Here is a 16,588-nt window from a genome sequence, read left to right as displayed (position 1 = left end):
GAAACCACTAACTGGAGAGCCGTATGCGGGAAATCCGCCTGTACGGTTCGGAGGGAGGGGAGGCGAAAACCTTCCCTACCCCTATCAGGAGAGGGATTAGCGGGTGTAAGTTTCTAATGCGATTGCCCTGACTGTCATAGAGCGTGAAAGGCCAAAAAAATACCGGTGTAACAATCGTGCGGTGTTACACCGGTACATGCTGTGTGTCTCTATATGTTCTTAGTGAGATTTTGCTGGAATTGCCGGTTTGGCATCATCTTTTGGCATTATATGCTCTGCGCCTGCTGCGATGGCCTTGCGGTTCCAGTCAACCTCGACTGCACAGAGGTATGGCCTGCCGTCGTCTTTGGTCTTAGGTATTGCAAAGTTTAATGCGTAGTGGCATTTCTTACATGTACCGCGCATATCCACCATTCTCTTGCTGGCAGTGTTGACGATAGCTAATGCGCTGTCATCCTGGTCTGGGATCTGTCTGCTTCCTACGAGTGCGTATTTACCGTCCGGGGTGAAGTCTACATCGTGCGGGTTGCCGCCTATTAATACCCTGTCAGTTACCTTGTTTGTCTTAATATCAATAAGTGTTACCGCACCAGGGATTGAACCGCCTTCCGTGTAGCCCACGCCAGCCGGTTTGCCGTCTTTTAACTCTGCGCCGTCGGACTGCCACAGCTCATCTGAGCCAGGCTTAATTCTTGCGCGGTGGATAAATATACCTGCATCTTTTATCTGACCAGTTACTTTCTTGGTCTTTACGTCAACTATGCTTACAAAAGCGCCTGGCATATCGGAAACAAAGGCAGTCTTAAAGTCTTTAGAAAAATTAACGCCACAGATAGATTTGCTTACAGGGAAGCTGTCAACCAGTTTCCTTTCCTTTGGGTCAAATACATAGATATGACCATCTGCCATATCTGAAACCCAGATTGTCCCGTCTGCGGCGATTGCCGAACCGCAGTGCTTTTTACCGACTTTTACCCATTCAGTCTGTTTGCCGGTTTCAACATCGATATCTTTTTCATGTCCGTCAAGCGAAAATACATGGATAGTTTTCTTGTCTGGTGAAAGCTGCAAAGTGTCTGCTGGCTTGCCGTGGGTGTATCTGGCTAAGTCTCCGGTTGCTAAATCAAGTACCGCTACGTGTCCACCGTGTGTCTGAATATATGCAATACCTGAAAGTTTGGGTGCCTCCTCAGCGCTGATTACACCGGCTGCCATCACCGCAAACACTAACAGTGCTAAAACAAGATACTTTTTCATTTGATCTCCTCGTGTATAGTTTTAGATATAGTTTTATCTGTTGTTAATCACGGCTGCTGCCGCGTTGACTGCTGTAGGATTCCTCAGTCAGCCTCATCCTCCCGTTTGAGTATTATTACGCCCCGCCTCGATGATTATCACCTCCCATAAGCTGCCATTAGCTGCCATTAGCTGATAGATAAGCCGCAAACTGCTGAGCTTGGACACAAATAAAATCACAATACACGCGCATTAGATCGTCTTACGGTCTCGTCTAATTCAGAATATTATAGCATAGACCAGTTAAAATGTCTACTGTTAAATATTTGTGCAGCGCAGAAATTTTGCGAACATCGTCTCATTTCATATATAATATTGCTAATGGATGATATATCGCTGATGCGCCGCTGTATTGCACTTGCCAGACGTGCTTGTGGAAGTACAAGTCCTAATCCTATGGTTGGTGCGATTTTATATAAGGATGGCCAGGTTATTGCAGAGGACTACCATAGGAAGGCCGGTGAGCCGCATGCCGAGGCTCTTGTATTGAAAAGGGCAGGGGCTGAGGCAGAGGGTGCAACACTGTACGTTTCACTTGAGCCGTGCTGTCATACGGGTAAACGGACGCCGCCCTGTACTGATGCGATCATAGGGGCAAAGATAAAACGGGTAGTTGCCGCCATGTTAGACCCCAACCCATCAGTCTCCGGCATGGGATTAGTAATGCTCAAAAAGGCTGGTATTGAGACGACAGTTGGTATCTTGCAAACGCAGGCAGAGAGACTAAATGAGGTATATATAAAATATATCACGACAAAAATCCCATTTGTAATACTAAAGGCAGCGATGACGCTAGACGGGAAAATGGCCGCCCCTGATGGTCAATCGAAGTGGATCACGTGTGAGAAGTCCAGGCGCTATGTACACAGGATAAGGAGTTCTGTGGATGCCGTATTAACCGCAATCGGCACTGTAAAGGCCGACAATCCACGCCTCACCGCAAGGGGCAGGGGGCTGCGGAGCCCTGTCCGCGTATGTATAGACCCATCTCTGGAGACTCCGCTGGATTATGCAATATTAAAAACCCCGCCGCGCACTATCATCGTTACTAAAGAGCAGGCTCAGGATACAGGGGGATTTGCCCCTGGCGTTGAGCTCATCCACTATGACGGCCGCCTTGATTTAAAATGGCTGATGCAGGAACTAGGGCAGAGGCACATCACATCAGTGATGATAGAGGGCGGGGCGTCACTCACAGGGCACGCCGTTGAGGATGGTATTGTTGATAAGGTCATATTTTTTATAGCGCCAAAGATAATTGGAGGAAAGGGTGTCTATTGTCCTGTATCTTCAAAGACATTCAGGAGTATTGAAAGCCCTTATGAGGTGTATGATATGAGGGCGAGGGCTTTGGGTACAGACATCGTCATTGAAGGGTATTTATAATATCTGGGGGAGTAAACTGGTAAGCCATATTTTTACGGCATTGATTATTCTTATCTTTTTTCTGTATGTTTTTGTTAGTATATAAGGAAGTGTTATGATTGATAATTTTCAAAATGGTATTGACCCATATCTTCAAAGGGTAAAGGTACTCTATGTCGAGGACGAGGATGTTATCAGGGATAGTATCGCGCGGTTCCTTAAACGGCGTATAAAGAATCTTTTGCTGGCCTCCAATGGCAGAGAAGGCCTTGAGATATATAAAAATGAAAACCCGGACATTGTTGTAACCGACATAATGATGCCCCAGATGAACGGTATTGATATGTCAGCAGCAATAAAATCTATAAACGATGACACCCCGATTATCATTACCTCAGCGTTTAACGACGAGGACTATTTTCTTAAGTCAATAGATATTGGCGTCATAAAATACATTAAGAAACCAGTCAACAACAACGACCTGCTCAATGCGCTTGTCAAGGTGGCTAGGGCGGTATCTCAGCAGAAAGAAATAGAGGCAAAAAACGAATTCATCAGGACGATTCTCGACAACAATCCCACATTCATTATGATTACCGATATAGAGGAGATATATTTTCTGAACTCTTCGTTTTTAAATTTTCTTGGGTTTGAGACATTTGACGAGTTTCTTGAAAAGGGCAAAAACGTAAACCGGTTTATGGTAGTAAAGGAAGACAGTTTTTATAAGGGAAAATCGTTTAATGTGTGGATAAAGGAGGCCATAGCCGGGGAGAAAACTGATTGTATCGTCCATATGGCCGGTAAAGACCAGTTAAAGAGCGAGGCCAGGGCCTATATCATACACGCAAACGCTATCCCTGAGCTGCAAACCCGCAAACGCTATCTTGTCACCTTCACAGACATCTCACATATAGAGTGCGACAGGAAGATGTTTCAGGATTTGGCTACAAAAGACGCCCTGACAAACATATTTAACAGGAAGAAGTTTGAGGATGAACTTAAAAAGGAGATCGAAAGGTCGCTGCGGTACAATAACTACCTGTCACTTATTATTTTCGACATAGACCATTTTAAATCTGTAAATGACACATATGGACATCCGACAGGGGATTATGTATTAAAGGAAATCACGAAGTTAGTAACGGAAAATATCAGGAAATACGATATTTTTGCGCGTTACGGTGGAGAGGAATTTGTGATTCTAACTCCGGAGACCAATCTTGCCGGTGCGAAGGACCTGGCTGAAAAAATAAGAGAGATAATTCAGGACAGTGTATTTAAAGAGGTTGGCAAGGTGACCTGTAGTTTTGGCGTCTCAGAGTATGTCAAGCAGGAAGACCCCGCCGGATTTATCAAAAAGGCTGACTATGCCCTCTATATCGCTAAAAACAAAGGCAGAAACAGGGTCAAGGCCGTCGAGAAGGAACACTCGTTCTTTTTCAATCTTCCCTATTAGGCATAGTTGAAAGGAAGGAATGTCAAAGAAAAAGGTATTAATAGTAGAAGACGAGATAATAATAGCCAAGGACATACAGAAGTGCGTTGAGGACCTTGGATATGTGGTCACAGGGGCAGTGCCTACTGCACGTGAGGCATTTATGAAAATTGAGCAGCGCCGCCCCGACCTTGTCCTAATGGATATAATGCTTCAGGATGGAATTGACGGGGTTGAGGCTGCAAGTCAAATACGCAAAAAATATGATATACCTGTAATCTATCTCACCGCCTACGCAGACGAAAAGATGATCGAACGCGCTAAGATAACAGAACCATTCGGTTACCTGCTTAAACCGTTTGAGGACAAGGAACTGCACATAAACATCGAGATGGCGATGTATAAGCATAAGCTTGAGAAGTGCCTGCGTGAAAGTCATCAGTGGTTAAGTACGACAATTAACAGCATAGGTGACGGTGTCATAGCAACCGAGTTGACCGGACGTGTAATTTTTATAAATGAGACAGCCAAGTCAATGACAGGCTGGGAGGGCGACAGCGCAATAGGCAGGTCTGCCAATGACATATTTAATGTGACCCTAGGCAGTAAGGGGAGCGCTAAGGGTGATAGGTTTAACCTTGAAAAGCTCAGCCATAAATCTGTTACAGCGCTTGATAATCCGGTCTTAACGGGGCTTCACGGGAGGCAGTATCATATCAGCGGCTGTACTGCTGCAATCACTGATGATCTGGGTGTATGTTATGGCAAGGTCATAGCGTTTCACGACATAACTGAGAGGCTGCAGGCAGAAGAGGCATTTAATGCCCAGCGTGAGAAATTCATATCTGTACTCATTCACGACTTAAAGACCCCCCTGCTTGCGATTAAAGGTTATACGAGAAGGTACTTAGCGGGTAAGGCCGCAACAGAAGAGGCAAAAAATGAAATCTTGCATATAATTGAAAATGCTGCCGCTGATTTGCTGCAAATCATTGAGGAGACATCGAAATCATTAAAGGAAAAGGCGTCACTTGGGAAGTTTAACCCGGTGAACGTAGATTTTGCTTCGATAGTGTCATTAGTACTCAGGAACTGTCTGCCAATGGTAGACTCCCGTGGGCTGACTATAACCATTAATGGTATGACTCCCGGCGATTATCAACCACAAGAGGACTTAACCCTGACGGCAGACCCGTATCAGCTTAAGTCGATGGTAGAAAATATACTGAGCAATGCTGCCAAATATGCCAGGACCTCAATAAAAGTGGAGGTGTCGGGCGACAGTTCCAGTATTAGATTTTCCGTCTCAGATGATGGACAGGGCATTTGTCCACAGTATCACGATAAGATATTCGATGTGTATTTTCAGGTTCCTGGAAGTATGAAAGGAACAGGGCTTGGTCTTTATAGTGTTAAAAAAGCCGTGACAGACCATTACGGTGAGATAAAACTTTACTCTACTGTTGGTTCTGGTACCCGATTTGAGATTAAACTGCCGCGCACGCCTAAATGATACCAAAAATCAGTCAGAACCAGAATAATTTGGATGTATCTTAAAATAATCTTAATTAGCTCCTGCGTCGTTCAGCTCACAGCGGCTGTCTTGAGTGTCAGACTGATACGCCTTACAGGGCGAAGAGGCGCGTGGGTGTTTCTTGCCGCCGGAGTGTCCGTCATGGCTGTTAGGCGGTTGATTTCACTTTTCGATTTATTTCATAAAAACATCGAAGACATTGCATATCTGCCGAGCCCTCTGCCTGAGACAGTTGCCTTTGTATCCTCAGTATTAATACTTATTGGGATTATGCTGGTTGCCCCGATATTCCGGGGTGTAAGGACTGTAGAAAGGAGAAAGGCAAAAGAAACCCTCCGCCGTCTGGATGATGTGGTTGAACTTCTGGATGACGCCGTTGTTGCTGTTGACAATGCAGGAAGAATTACTCATTGGAACATGGGCGCTGAGTATATATATGGCTATTCAAGGGGCGAGATTGTTTCCTCTTCAATAGCGGGATTATTTCCACAGGAGAAGCCCGGGAATATTAGTGAGGCGCAGGAAATTCTAAACGAGATAATCTCAGGCGCACATATCAAAAACTATGAGACCGTCCACCTCAGAAAAGACGGCAGACGTATTAACGTATCCTTGAGCGTAACTCCGATAATAGCCGCCATACCGCCTGGCGTGATTGACGGGGCGTCTTTTATCGTCAGGGATATTACCCAACGGGTAAACATGATTGAGTCGCTCAGAAAATCACTTGAGGAAAAAACGCTCCTCCTGCAAGAGATTCACCACAGGGTAAAAAACAACATGCAGATAATCTCAAGCCTTGTATATCTTCAATCAGGTCAGGTAAGCGATGAGAGTATTATAGGGATGTTTACTGAGATGCAAAATCGAATCAAATCAATGGCGCTGATACATGAAAAACTCTACCAGACTAAGGATTTATCCAAAATAGATTTCAGAGACTACATCAACACGCTTACGGAAAATATCAGGGCATCATATACTCAGTGGGATCATATATTAAAGATTGACATAGACATGCCAAATATCTCGTTGAATATTGAGACGGCCATCCCGTGTGGTTTAATAATAAACGAACTTGTATCTAACTCACTGAAATATGCCTTTATAAATAAAAATACCAATGCCAGGGTCTCGATAAGTTTATACGTGTCAGACGATGGCAGTTGTGATTTGTCTGTCAGGGACAACGGTGTTGGAATCCCCGGCAATGTGAACACTACGAAAACCCTGGGATTAAAACTCGTTAAGACCCTTGTAGAGCATCAACTGGGCGGGTCGTTAGAGTTGATAAGCGAAGCTGGCAGAGGTACGGAGTTTAAGATAAAATTTCACGAACTAGTGTATAATCAGAGAATATAGTGATGGATAACATCAAAATACAGATAGTCGAGGACGAGGCCTTGATAGCGCTCAATATGAAAGGTAAGATAGAGGGTTATCAGGGCTTTATGGTAACGGCTATGGCCGCATCTGGTGAGGACGCTATTGTTGCTGCCGAGAGGGACAGGCCTGACATCGTGCTTATGGATATAGTGCTGCGGGGCAGTATGGACGGGATTGAGGCTGCCAAAGAAATCAAAGACCGCTTCGGAATTCCAGTCATATATCTTACGGCATACTCTGACGATAAAATCATAGAAAAGGCAGAACTCACAGAGCCGCTGGGTTATCTGCTCAAGCCATGTAACTGCAGGGAGATGATTGTAACGATTAAAATGGCCATGTATAAGCACAAGATGGACGAATACAGAAAGAAGGCTGAAGATGCAGAGAGACTGAGGCAGGAGGAGAAACTGCTCATAGAGCAGGCAAAACTCTCAGCAATGGGCGAGATGCTCCGCTCTATTTCTCACAACTGGAGACAGCCCTTAAACACCCTTGGCCTTATTGTTCAGGACATAGAAGATGCATATCAATTTGGAGAGATTAACACTGAGTATCTGGCCGACTTCGTCAAAAACGCGATGACAGAGATAAATGCCATGTCCGAGACAGTGAGCGGTTATCGAAACCTGTTTAAGCCTGACAAGGAAAAGAAGCCGTTTGAGGTTATCGGGGCAGTTAACGGGGTATTGGACTTCCTTCACGGTCAAATCAGGAGCCTGTCGGTTGATGCAAAGGTTATACACTCAGGCATAGATGCACTGTATGTGACAGGCTATCTGAACGAATTTCGTCAGGTGATTTTAAATCTGATGTTTAACTCGATGGACGCCATCGTCGAAAGGAGAAAAGCGCTATCACATGCCACTATTGGCAGCATTACGATAGATATTGCCCGTCGTGAATCTATGGTCATGCTTAAGATAATTGATGACGGGGGCGGGGTGCCGGAGAAGCTTGCAAATAGGATATTCGAGCCGTACTTTACCACCAGAGAACAGGGCAAGGGGGTAGGCGTAGGTCTTTATGTGTCAAAGGTGCTTGTAGAGAATCAGATGGGCGGGAGACTCTATTTTGAAAACGTTGAAAACGGCGCCACATTTTATGTAATGTTTCCTGAGACGGCCGTATAAGGCAGATAATTTGATCAACCGGCTCAAGCACAATAAATTCATTTGGAGGATTAATAATGGTAAGACTTTATACTGCGGTATTATGCCTTGTAATGCTCATGGCAGGATGTGCTAAGGAGAAAGACAACGCGATACATATTGGGGTGATAGCCGAGCTGACCGGTGACATACCTGCCGTAGGTGCGTCGTGTAAAAATGCAGCAGAAATGGCTGTAAAGTCAGTGAACGATAAAGGCGGCCTTGAAATAGGCGGGAAAAAATATGCGATAAAACTTCAGATAGAGGACTCAGCCGGAAGGTCTGAACAGGCTGCCTCGGCTGCACAAAAACTAATCACGCGAGATAAAGTTATAGCCATCGTAGGCCCAAACGCCAGCAGCGGGGCAATCCCTGCCTCAGAAATAGCCGAGACCTCAAAGATTCCGATGATCTCCCCCTGGTCTACAAACCCGAAGACCACTATTGATCCAAGGTCAGGCAAGCAGAAAGGCTATGTGTTTCGAGCCTGTTACATGGACTCATTTCAGGGGCGGGTGCTGGCTGCATTTGCTATGGGTGAGTTGAAGGCCAAAAAAGCGGCCGTACTATATGACGTAGCCTCTGAGGTGCTGAAAGGGCAGGCTGAGGTCTTTAAGAAGACCCTTGAGGAAAAGGGCGGCACTATTACAGGATTTGAGACCTACACAACAGGCAACAAAGATTTTACCGTCCAGATGACAAAGATAAAAAACGGCAGCCCTGAACTGATATTCCTCCCTACATACTATAGCGATGTCCCGCTGCAGGTACAGCAGGCGCGCAGGTTTGGCATAACAGAGCCGGTCTTAGGCAGTGACGCCTGGGGAAGTCATGACCTGCTTGCCCTTTGTGGAAAGGACTGTGATGGGGCATTTTTTAGCAGCCACTTCTCGGCGAACTCTACAACGCCCGGTGTTAAGAAATTCGTCGATGACTATAAGGCCCTCTATGGCAGTGTCCCCGACGATGTGGCCGCCCTTACGTATGATTCCTTTGGAATCATGTTTGAGGCCATGAAAAGAGCCGGGAAGCCCAATAGCGAAGCAATTAAAAATGCGATTCAGAAAATAACCGGCTTCAAGGGTGTTACAGGTGACATAACATTCCATGAAGGCTCTGGTGACCCCGACAAGAGCGTTGTCATCTTACAGATAAAAGACGGTGAGTTTAAGTGGTTTGCCGATATAAAACCCTGATGCTAAAATAACTCATGGTCTATATCTCGCAGCAGCTATTAAACATGCTCCAGTTGGGGAGCATTTATGCCGTAATAGCACTTGGCTATACGATGGTCTATGGGGTGCTGTCGCTGATAAACTTTGCCCACGGTGATTTGTTTATGATTGGGGCATTTTTGTGTTTTATTGCGACGGCCAAGCTGCACCTGCCTTTTGTTGTGGTATTAGTCGTTGCAGCTATTGGTACGGCGGCCATTGGCATGGCCGTGGAGAGGCTTGCCTACAGACCGCTGCGCGATGCGCCGAAGGTCTCGGCGATTATTACCGCACTTGGCGTTGGTGTGTTTATCGAGAATTTTACTCTTGCCCTTAGTCCATATCCACGCCATGTGCCAGAGATGCTGCCCAATGTGAGCTGGAATTTGGGCGGTCTTACGGTATCCTCCATACAGGGCGTCATCGTGGTGCTGTCGGTACTGCTCATGGTTGGGCTTGATTTCATAGTACGGAAGACCAGATATGGGATGGCGATGAGGGCGCTTGCATGGGATATAAAGACGCTGCCCCTGATGGGCGTCTCTGTCAACGCGATAATTGCCCTGACGTTTGCAATAGGGGCAGGGTTTGGCGGTGCGGCTGGGACAATGTATGCGATGGCATTTCCCGTAATAGACCCATACATGGGGATAATGATAGGCTGGAAGGCATTTATTGCCGCCGTAGTTGGGGGGATTGGCTCAATCAGGGGGGCAATGCTTGGCGGCTACATTCTGGGGGCGGTTGAGACTTTTGCCGCAGTGGCTCTGCCTTCGACATACAGGGATTTCATTGCCTTTACACTCCTGCTGATTCTCCTTATTTTCAGGCCGAACGGGATATTGGGAGTACCAAAGACACTAAAGGTATGAGGATACATACGGACTACTTAACATCGAGGCGCTGGCTGCTCTTTGTGCTTACCGGCGTTGGTTTCATAGCCACAGTAATAGTAAGCCGCTTTGGACTCATAGACCAGTACGTTGAGCTTGTTGCAATGTATGTCGGGATAAATATCATACTTGCCCTTAGTTTAAATCTCGTAAATGGCTACATGGGGGAGTTTTCAGTGGGGCACGCGGGGTTTATGGCAGTGGGGGCGTATGGGGCTTCAATATTATCAGTAAAGGTGTTTTCTTCTTCAGCGGGTGTGTGGGTTTTTCCATTAGCTGTAATTACCGGCGGGGTGATGGCAGCCCTTGCTGCGGTCGTCGTGGCTATTCCTTCGTTTAAGACTCGTGGCGATTATCTGGCGATTGTGACGCTGTCGTTTAATATGATAGTGAAATCTGTCCTTGAAAACATTGATGCCGTTGGCGGGCCGCGCGGGTTTCTGGGTATGGAGAAGCTCACAACGCTGCCGTGGACATTTGCATGGACAGTGGTGTCGGTCTGGGCAATCAGGAATTTCGTATACAGCAACATCGGGCGCGGGGTATTGTCAATAAGGGAAGACGAGACAGCGGGGGCAGCAATGGGTGTCGATACCAGAAAAGTAAAGCTCCATGCCTTTGTCGTATCGTCGTTTTTTGCCGGAGTGGCGGGGGGGCTTTACGCCCATCTCCTGCAGTTTATCTCACCCCGGACGTTTGATATAATAAAGTCTACAGAGATACTGATAATGGTCTATTTGGGCGGTGTAGGGTCTATAGCCGGGTCGATTACCGGTGCAGTTATATATACCGTACTGATAGAGGTACTGAGGGTGCTTGGGCAGTGGCGCATGGTTATAATGCCCCTGTTGCTTGTCCTGTTGATGATATTCCGGCCAAAGGGCATATTTGGCTTTATGGAGTTCAGGTGGTTTGAGCCTGTTGCACGAAAGAAAAAAGATGAGGCCGTTGTGCCCTATAGGGCTGCGGCCCGTGAACAAGCCCGTGAACAAGCTGGTGAACTGTTAGCTATCAACGGTCTTACGCATTATTTTGGCGGTCTTTGTGCCCTGTCAGACTTTAATCTCAGGCTCAACTCCGGGCAGATTATGGGAATAATAGGCCCAAACGGTTCAGGCAAGACGACACTGTTTAATCTGATATCAGGCTACTACAGGCCGACGCAGGGAAGCGTACTTTTCAATGGCGCAGAGATTACCCGTATGCGGCCAAATGAGATAAACTCATGTGGTATAGCCCGCACGTTTCAGAACATCCGCCTGTTTAACAACCTCACAGTGACTGACAATGTAAAGGTGGGCATGTTTAATTCTGTGAACTATAATGCGGCGGATGCTATGCTGCGCACGAGGAGATTTAATGACTGTGAGGGGAAAGAGGTGTCTGAATGCGTACGAATGCTGCTTGAGTTATTCGCGCTTGATAAGTACGCCTCAGAAGCGGCAAAAAACCTGCCCTATGGCCTAAAACGCCGCCTTGAAATAGTAAGGGCGCTTGCCACAAGACCACAGCTCCTCTTGTTAGATGAGCCGGCAGCCGGAATGAACCCCTCTGAGACTGGGGCGCTGATGGAACTTGTCCATCGAATCAGGGATGAGTTTGAACTTACGATAATGGTAATAGAGCACCACATGAGCTTTATAATGGGGCTTTGTCAGAGGATACAGGTACTGGATTTTGGCGTGACCATAGCCGCTGGAGCCCCTGATGAGATTAAAAGCGACAAAAAGGTAATAGAGGCATATTTAGGCAGTTCAGGGGTAAGTACACGCAGGGATAAATAGATGGCGAATGTATTACTATCAATAAAAAACCTTTCAGTAAGCTATGGGAATATCAAAGCATTAAGGGGCATATCCTTTGATATCATAGAAGGGCAGATTACTGCCCTGATTGGGGCAAACGGGGCAGGGAAGTCATCGTTGCTGCGCGCAGTCTCAGGCATGGTCAAATTTGATGGAGAGATAAATTATAGGGGTAGAAATATAAAAGGCATGGCCGCGCATAAAATCGTCTCAATGGGCATAACACATGTGCCGGAGGGCAGGGGGATATTTGGCAGCCTTACGGTAAGGGAAAATCTGACGCTTGCCGCGTGGCTCAGGCGAAATGACCCGGAAGGTGTAAAAAGGGATTATGAACACGTAATAGAGTTATTTCCGCGTCTTGGGGAGCGCGTTGGGCAGTTGTCGGCTACGCTGTCAGGCGGGGAGCAGCAGATGCTTGCCATAGGGCGTGCCCTGATGTCAAAGGGGGATTTAATACTACTTGATGAGCCGTCGATGGGGCTTTCTCCGGTGCTGGCCGATGAGATATTTGGGATAATAGACGAGATAAGCAAGGCGGGGGTGACGATTCTTTTAGTTGAGCAAAACGCCTTTATGGCGCTCCAACTATCGCACCACGGCTGTGTGATGGAAAACGGGGAGCTAACGCTTGAGGGTGCGGCGGCGGAGCTTCTTGATGACCCGCGCGTCAGGCAGGCATATCTGGGGGTATAGTGCCAAAGATTCAAAGGGGCGAAGCCCCGTAGATGGGGTGCAGGGGACAAGTTCCCTGCCGGGAGTTTGAGGGCAGCGCCCTCATTCTTCAAGTTGATTCTATTATGAGACCCTTAATAAGTAGGGAGGAGTGGGATGGGATACACGAATGTGCTGTCAAATCGTCTCACCAAGGCAATGACACGATTTGCTGTGCGTCCCACCCCAAGCTGTACACTGGTTGTTTATTTAAGCAAGAGCGACGCGCCGAAATAAACTATCGCAAACAACAGAGTCCACTTTATTAATCTGTCCAAGTCCACATCGCTATGGTGGTTGTTGTCCATATCGTTACCGCTGTTTGTATTACTACCATTGTCCTTAGTTTCCAGTTCCATAGTTTTTAGTTCCATGTTTGGTCAGCCTCCTTTGTATACATAACCAAAACAATAGTAGTATAGCAAAGATTGTGCCAGAGCTGACAACTGGTGGCAAATTTTTGTGGCATGGAAAATATCACGTGAAAACAAGCTGTTATAATATTCAGCGCGGCAGTTCACCGCCCTCAAAAAAACAACTGTGGGGAATCAGACAACCGATGGCAGATTTTTGACGGTGGATATACTAATGATAAAGCAGCAGTTACTGAAAAATTAACGCTTAGTTGCGGGCGGCGCATGTGCTATGTTACAATCCAAACATTATGGATGAAATCGGAGTGGTAAGAAGCATTGACGGGGTTACTGCCACCGTAGTTGTTGAAAAAAGGCAGACCTGTGAAGGCTGTAAGGAAAACGAGTCGTGCGGAATCAACAGTGACGGTAACGAAAAACAAACTATCGAAATCGCAGCGCTCAACATAGCCGGAGCGAAAATTGGACAAATGGTCAAAGTCACTGCAAAATCCTATACCTATGTCAAGGGGACGCTGTTGGTCTATGGCCTTCCTGCGGTTGCCCTGCTTATAGGGGCAGTGTTTGGCAAGTATATCCTTGCCGGAATGTTTAAGGCGGTAAATCCTGAAACGCTCTCAGCATTTGCAGGGTTTTCCTCATTTGTCATTGCTTTTATTATCTTAAAAATAATTTCCGGGAAAATCGAAAAGAAAACAGAAAACACGCCTGTTATAGAACATATTATCGAACAGTAAGCTCTAATATAAACCGTAAGGGGGAACTATGGACAGTGTTGAAAAAGTTCGCAACGTAGCTATCTTAGGCCACAGCGGCTGTGGTAAAACCACACTTACAGAGGCAATTCTCTTTAACGCAGGTGCAATTACAAGAATGGGCTCCGTTACGGACGGTAACTCGGTCACCGATTTTGACCCGGAGGAGATTGAAAGAAAAGTAACTATTAACGCAGCAGTGGCCACATGTGAATGGTCAGGCTACAGGCTGAATCTCATTGATACGCCGGGTTTTATTAATTTCATGGAAGACACCAGGGGATGCCTCAGAATTGCCGACGGCGCAGTAGTTGTCGTAAGCGCTATTGACGGGGCGCGTGCAGAGACCCAAAAGCTCTGGAAATATGCAGATGAGTTCTTTGTACCGCGTATTGTCTTCGTCAACGAAATGGATAAGGAAAACGCTAACTTTCAGCAAACAATAGAGCAGGTAGAGAAAATATTCTCCCTTGATGCTGTCCCACTCTATATCCCAATGGGCGAGGGATTGGGGTTTACCGGTGTTGTGGATGTATTGAATTCCAGGGCGTATGTGATAAAAGGCGGCAAGTCTGAAGAACAGGATATCCCATCGGAAATGATGGATGATTATGAACTATACAGAAAAAAACTAGTAGAAAAAGTAGCAGAACTCGATGATACACTGCTTGAAAAATACCTTGAGACCGGGGAACTGACACAAGATGAGATAGTTTCCGGGATTCGGCGTGGATGCTGTAAGAGGGATTTTGTAACAGTGGCGTGCGGCTCTGCCGAAAAAAATATGGCCATCACCCAGCTCCTTCAGTCGATTACCTTGTACTTGTCCTCACCGGTTGACAGGTTTAACACGCTGTCGGTGACTGCAAAAAATGCAAAGGATGGCTCAGAGGTGAAACTCCCGCCGGAGGAAAATGCACAGCTTGCGATGTACGTATTTAAGACAATTGCCGACCCATATGCCGGGCGGCTGACAATATTCAGGGTCTTTTCGGGTACGTTAAGGCCGGACGCAACACTCCTGAATCCTACGCGAGGGGCAAAAGAGCGTGTTGGGCAGATATTTCACCTGCTTGGCAAGAAGCAAATCCCGGTTAAAGCGCTTGGCCCTGGTGAAATCGGCGTAGTGGCAAAACTAAAGGAGACCTTGACGGGCGATACCCTTACAGACGAGGCACATCCTGTAGTGTTTTCAACTGTGAAATTTGCCGAACCTATTATCTCCTACGCCATAGAGCCAAAGACTAAGGGCGATGAGGAGAAGGTAAGCACAGGGCTTCACAGGATTCTTGACGAAGACCCTACAATAAAATTCCACAGAGACGCCGAGACCAATGAGATGATAATCTCCGGTATGGGACAGGTACACATAGAGGTAACGCTGCATAAGCTAAAGAGAAAATTTGGCGTTGACGTTGAGATGAAGACCCCGAAAATCCCATACAGAGAGACCATTCGTTCCACTGCGTCTGTTCAGGGCAAGTACAAGAAACAATCCGGCGGCAGGGGCCAGTTCGGCGACTGTTGGATTACTGTTGAGCCGCTGGAGAAGGGTGGCGGGTTTGAATTTGTAGATAAAATTGTCGGCGGCGCTATCCCGCGCCAGTACATCCCTGCGGTTGAAAAAGGCGTCATAGATAAAATGAAAGGCGGTATTATTGCTGGCTACCCGCTCGTTGATGTAAGGGTTTCTCTTTATGACGGCTCGTATCATGCCGTTGACTCATCTGAAATGGCCTTTAAGATAGCCGGTTCTATGGCAATTAAAAAGGCAGTTGTTGCTGCTAACCCAGTCCTGCTGGAGCCGATTATGAAGGTAGAGGTAATTGTGCCGGAGGACAATCTCGGGGCCGTAATCGGAGACCTTAACTCACGTCGCGGTAAGGTCCAGGGTATGGAGTCACAGACCGGTGGAACTCAGAAAATAGCGGCAGCAGTTCCGATGTCAGAAATGCTCACCTATGCAAACCAGCTTCACAGCATAACCAGCGGCAGGGGACTGTACTCGATGGAGTTTTCACATTACGAAGATGTACCGCACGCAACAGCACAAAAGATAATCGCTATGGCCAAGAAAGAGGAAGAAGAGGAATAAAATCAAAAGGCGAGAAAAGCATCATCATTTTGTCTATTGTTGCCCTTGCCCACATATTGGAAATATGGGGTTTTACAGGCAATTATACATGCAACAATAGACAAAATGGTTCATATAAAAACATACTGTTTTATGATATAATCCAATTCATGGAACAACGACTCAGTATAGTCACACTTGGAGTTAGTGACCTCGGTGTTATGCGGAAGTTTTACGAGGCTTTGGGATGGGTGGCTTCGTCTGCCAGTCAAGGTGATGTCGTTTTTTTTCAGGCTGGTGGAGTGGTTTTAGCTCTTTATCCACTGTCTATTGTTGGATGAATTGGATTTAAACTGGTATAAGCTGTAATTACGTACTGTGGGCAGAGGCTGTCCGCAGGGTATTCTTCTTATCCAACAACGTCTAAATGCCTGAGCCGAAACGCTGCCCCCAGTGACATGGCAATCTCACGGCACTTTTCTATGTCCACACCAGGGGTATCGACTGCCGTTGCCGTAACTTCAGGGATGTTGTCCTTTGCTGCGGCAATGAACTTCAACACTGCCTCGTATGCACCCTCAAATGGGGG

The 16,588-nt window shown here is 46.6% G+C and carries 13 protein-coding genes and 1 pseudogene; 11 read left to right on the top strand and 3 right to left on the bottom strand.

What is annotated here, in order from left to right:
* Positions 1-219: 219 nt before the first annotated feature.
* Positions 220-1,257, bottom strand: a complete 1,038-nt coding sequence (locus tag ASN18_RS12480) for a YncE family protein (protein WP_085053081.1) — start codon at positions 1,255-1,257, stop codon at positions 220-222.
* A gap of 360 nt (positions 1,258-1,617) precedes the next feature.
* On the opposite strand from ASN18_RS12480, the gene ribD reads away from it, so the two are divergent.
* From ribD to ASN18_RS12435, 9 genes are all read left to right on the top strand, one after another.
* Positions 1,618-2,682, top strand: coding sequence for a bifunctional diaminohydroxyphosphoribosylaminopyrimidine deaminase/5-amino-6-(5-phosphoribosylamino)uracil reductase RibD (gene ribD / locus ASN18_RS12475; RefSeq protein WP_085053080.1), 1,065 nt, complete (start codon positions 1,618-1,620; stop codon positions 2,680-2,682).
* A 94-nt stretch (positions 2,683-2,776) separates the two neighbouring features.
* Complete coding sequence (locus ASN18_RS12470; RefSeq protein ID WP_085053079.1) at positions 2,777-4,120, top strand: GGDEF domain-containing response regulator; 1,344 nt, start codon at positions 2,777-2,779, stop codon at positions 4,118-4,120.
* Positions 4,121-4,139: 19 nt separating this feature from the next.
* The gene (locus ASN18_RS12465) at positions 4,140-5,612 is read left to right on the top strand and encodes a hybrid sensor histidine kinase/response regulator (RefSeq protein WP_085053078.1); all 1,473 of its coding nucleotides are present in this window, start codon (positions 4,140-4,142) and stop codon (positions 5,610-5,612) included.
* A 33-nt stretch (positions 5,613-5,645) separates the two neighbouring features.
* Complete coding sequence (locus ASN18_RS12460) at positions 5,646-6,995, top strand: sensor histidine kinase (RefSeq protein ID WP_085053077.1); 1,350 nt, start codon at positions 5,646-5,648, stop codon at positions 6,993-6,995.
* A 2-nt stretch (positions 6,996-6,997) separates the two neighbouring features.
* Complete coding sequence (locus ASN18_RS12455) at positions 6,998-8,152, top strand: ATP-binding protein (protein WP_085053076.1); 1,155 nt, start codon at positions 6,998-7,000, stop codon at positions 8,150-8,152.
* Between the two features lie 56 nt (positions 8,153-8,208).
* The gene (locus tag ASN18_RS12450; RefSeq protein WP_085053075.1) at positions 8,209-9,366 is read left to right on the top strand and encodes an ABC transporter substrate-binding protein; all 1,158 of its coding nucleotides are present in this window, start codon (positions 8,209-8,211) and stop codon (positions 9,364-9,366) included.
* Between the two features lie 14 nt (positions 9,367-9,380).
* On the top strand, positions 9,381-10,256 hold the full coding sequence (locus ASN18_RS12445; protein ID WP_085053074.1) for a branched-chain amino acid ABC transporter permease: 876 nt from the start codon (positions 9,381-9,383) through the stop codon (positions 10,254-10,256).
* Positions 10,253-12,061: a branched-chain amino acid ABC transporter ATP-binding protein/permease gene (locus ASN18_RS12440; protein ID WP_085053073.1), complete on the top strand. Its 1,809-nt coding sequence runs from the start codon at positions 10,253-10,255 to the stop codon at positions 12,059-12,061. The genes ASN18_RS12445 and ASN18_RS12440 overlap by 4 nt, the downstream gene beginning before the upstream one ends.
* Positions 12,062-12,778, top strand: a complete 717-nt coding sequence (locus ASN18_RS12435; RefSeq protein ID WP_085053072.1) for an ABC transporter ATP-binding protein — start codon at positions 12,062-12,064, stop codon at positions 12,776-12,778. It abuts the gene before it with no gap.
* A 224-nt stretch (positions 12,779-13,002) separates the two neighbouring features.
* Here ASN18_RS12435 and ASN18_RS17240 read toward each other — a convergent pair whose 3' ends face one another.
* Positions 13,003-13,170: a hypothetical protein gene (locus ASN18_RS17240; RefSeq protein WP_157072975.1), complete on the bottom strand. Its 168-nt coding sequence runs from the start codon at positions 13,168-13,170 to the stop codon at positions 13,003-13,005.
* A gap of 305 nt (positions 13,171-13,475) precedes the next feature.
* Here ASN18_RS17240 and ASN18_RS12430 point away from each other — a divergent pair, with 305 nt between their 5' ends.
* Both ASN18_RS12430 and fusA read left to right on the top strand, forming a co-directional pair.
* Positions 13,476-13,907, top strand: coding sequence for a SoxR reducing system RseC family protein (locus tag ASN18_RS12430; RefSeq protein ID WP_236861728.1), 432 nt, complete (start codon positions 13,476-13,478; stop codon positions 13,905-13,907).
* 28 nt (positions 13,908-13,935) lie between these two features.
* Positions 13,936-16,020, top strand: a complete 2,085-nt coding sequence (gene fusA, locus ASN18_RS12425) for an elongation factor G (RefSeq protein WP_085053070.1) — start codon at positions 13,936-13,938, stop codon at positions 16,018-16,020.
* 388 nt (positions 16,021-16,408) lie between these two features.
* Here fusA and ASN18_RS17580 read toward each other — a convergent pair.
* Positions 16,409-16,588, bottom strand: a pseudogene (locus ASN18_RS17580) (hypothetical protein); the annotation flags it as partial.

The sequence above is a fragment of the Candidatus Magnetominusculus xianensis genome, assembly GCA_001541255.1.
GTDB classification, from domain to species: Bacteria; Nitrospirota; Thermodesulfovibrionia; order Thermodesulfovibrionales; family Magnetobacteriaceae; genus Magnetominusculus; species Magnetominusculus xianensis.
Note: the sequence above shows the minus strand (reverse complement) of the source record. Positions and strands in the feature narration are given on the sequence as shown.

Coding starts and splice junctions, on each gene's coding strand:
- ASN18_RS12480 (WP_085053081.1), bottom strand. CDS start 1,257: ATGAAAAAGTATCTTGTTTTAGCACTGTTAGTGTTTGCGGTGATGGCA.
- ribD (WP_085053080.1), top strand. CDS start 1,618: ATGGATGATATATCGCTGATGCGCCGCTGTATTGCACTTGCCAGACGT.
- ASN18_RS12470 (WP_085053079.1), top strand. CDS start 2,777: ATGATTGATAATTTTCAAAATGGTATTGACCCATATCTTCAAAGGGTA.
- ASN18_RS12465 (WP_085053078.1), top strand. CDS start 4,140: ATGTCAAAGAAAAAGGTATTAATAGTAGAAGACGAGATAATAATAGCC.
- ASN18_RS12460 (WP_085053077.1), top strand. CDS start 5,646: ATGTATCTTAAAATAATCTTAATTAGCTCCTGCGTCGTTCAGCTCACA.
- ASN18_RS12455 (WP_085053076.1), top strand. CDS start 6,998: ATGGATAACATCAAAATACAGATAGTCGAGGACGAGGCCTTGATAGCG.
- ASN18_RS12450 (WP_085053075.1), top strand. CDS start 8,209: ATGGTAAGACTTTATACTGCGGTATTATGCCTTGTAATGCTCATGGCA.
- ASN18_RS12445 (WP_085053074.1), top strand. CDS start 9,381: ATGGTCTATATCTCGCAGCAGCTATTAAACATGCTCCAGTTGGGGAGC.
- ASN18_RS12440 (WP_085053073.1), top strand. CDS start 10,253: ATGAGGATACATACGGACTACTTAACATCGAGGCGCTGGCTGCTCTTT.
- ASN18_RS12435 (WP_085053072.1), top strand. CDS start 12,062: ATGGCGAATGTATTACTATCAATAAAAAACCTTTCAGTAAGCTATGGG.
- ASN18_RS17240 (WP_157072975.1), bottom strand. CDS start 13,170: ATGGAACTAAAAACTATGGAACTGGAAACTAAGGACAATGGTAGTAAT.
- fusA (WP_085053070.1), top strand. CDS start 13,936: ATGGACAGTGTTGAAAAAGTTCGCAACGTAGCTATCTTAGGCCACAGC.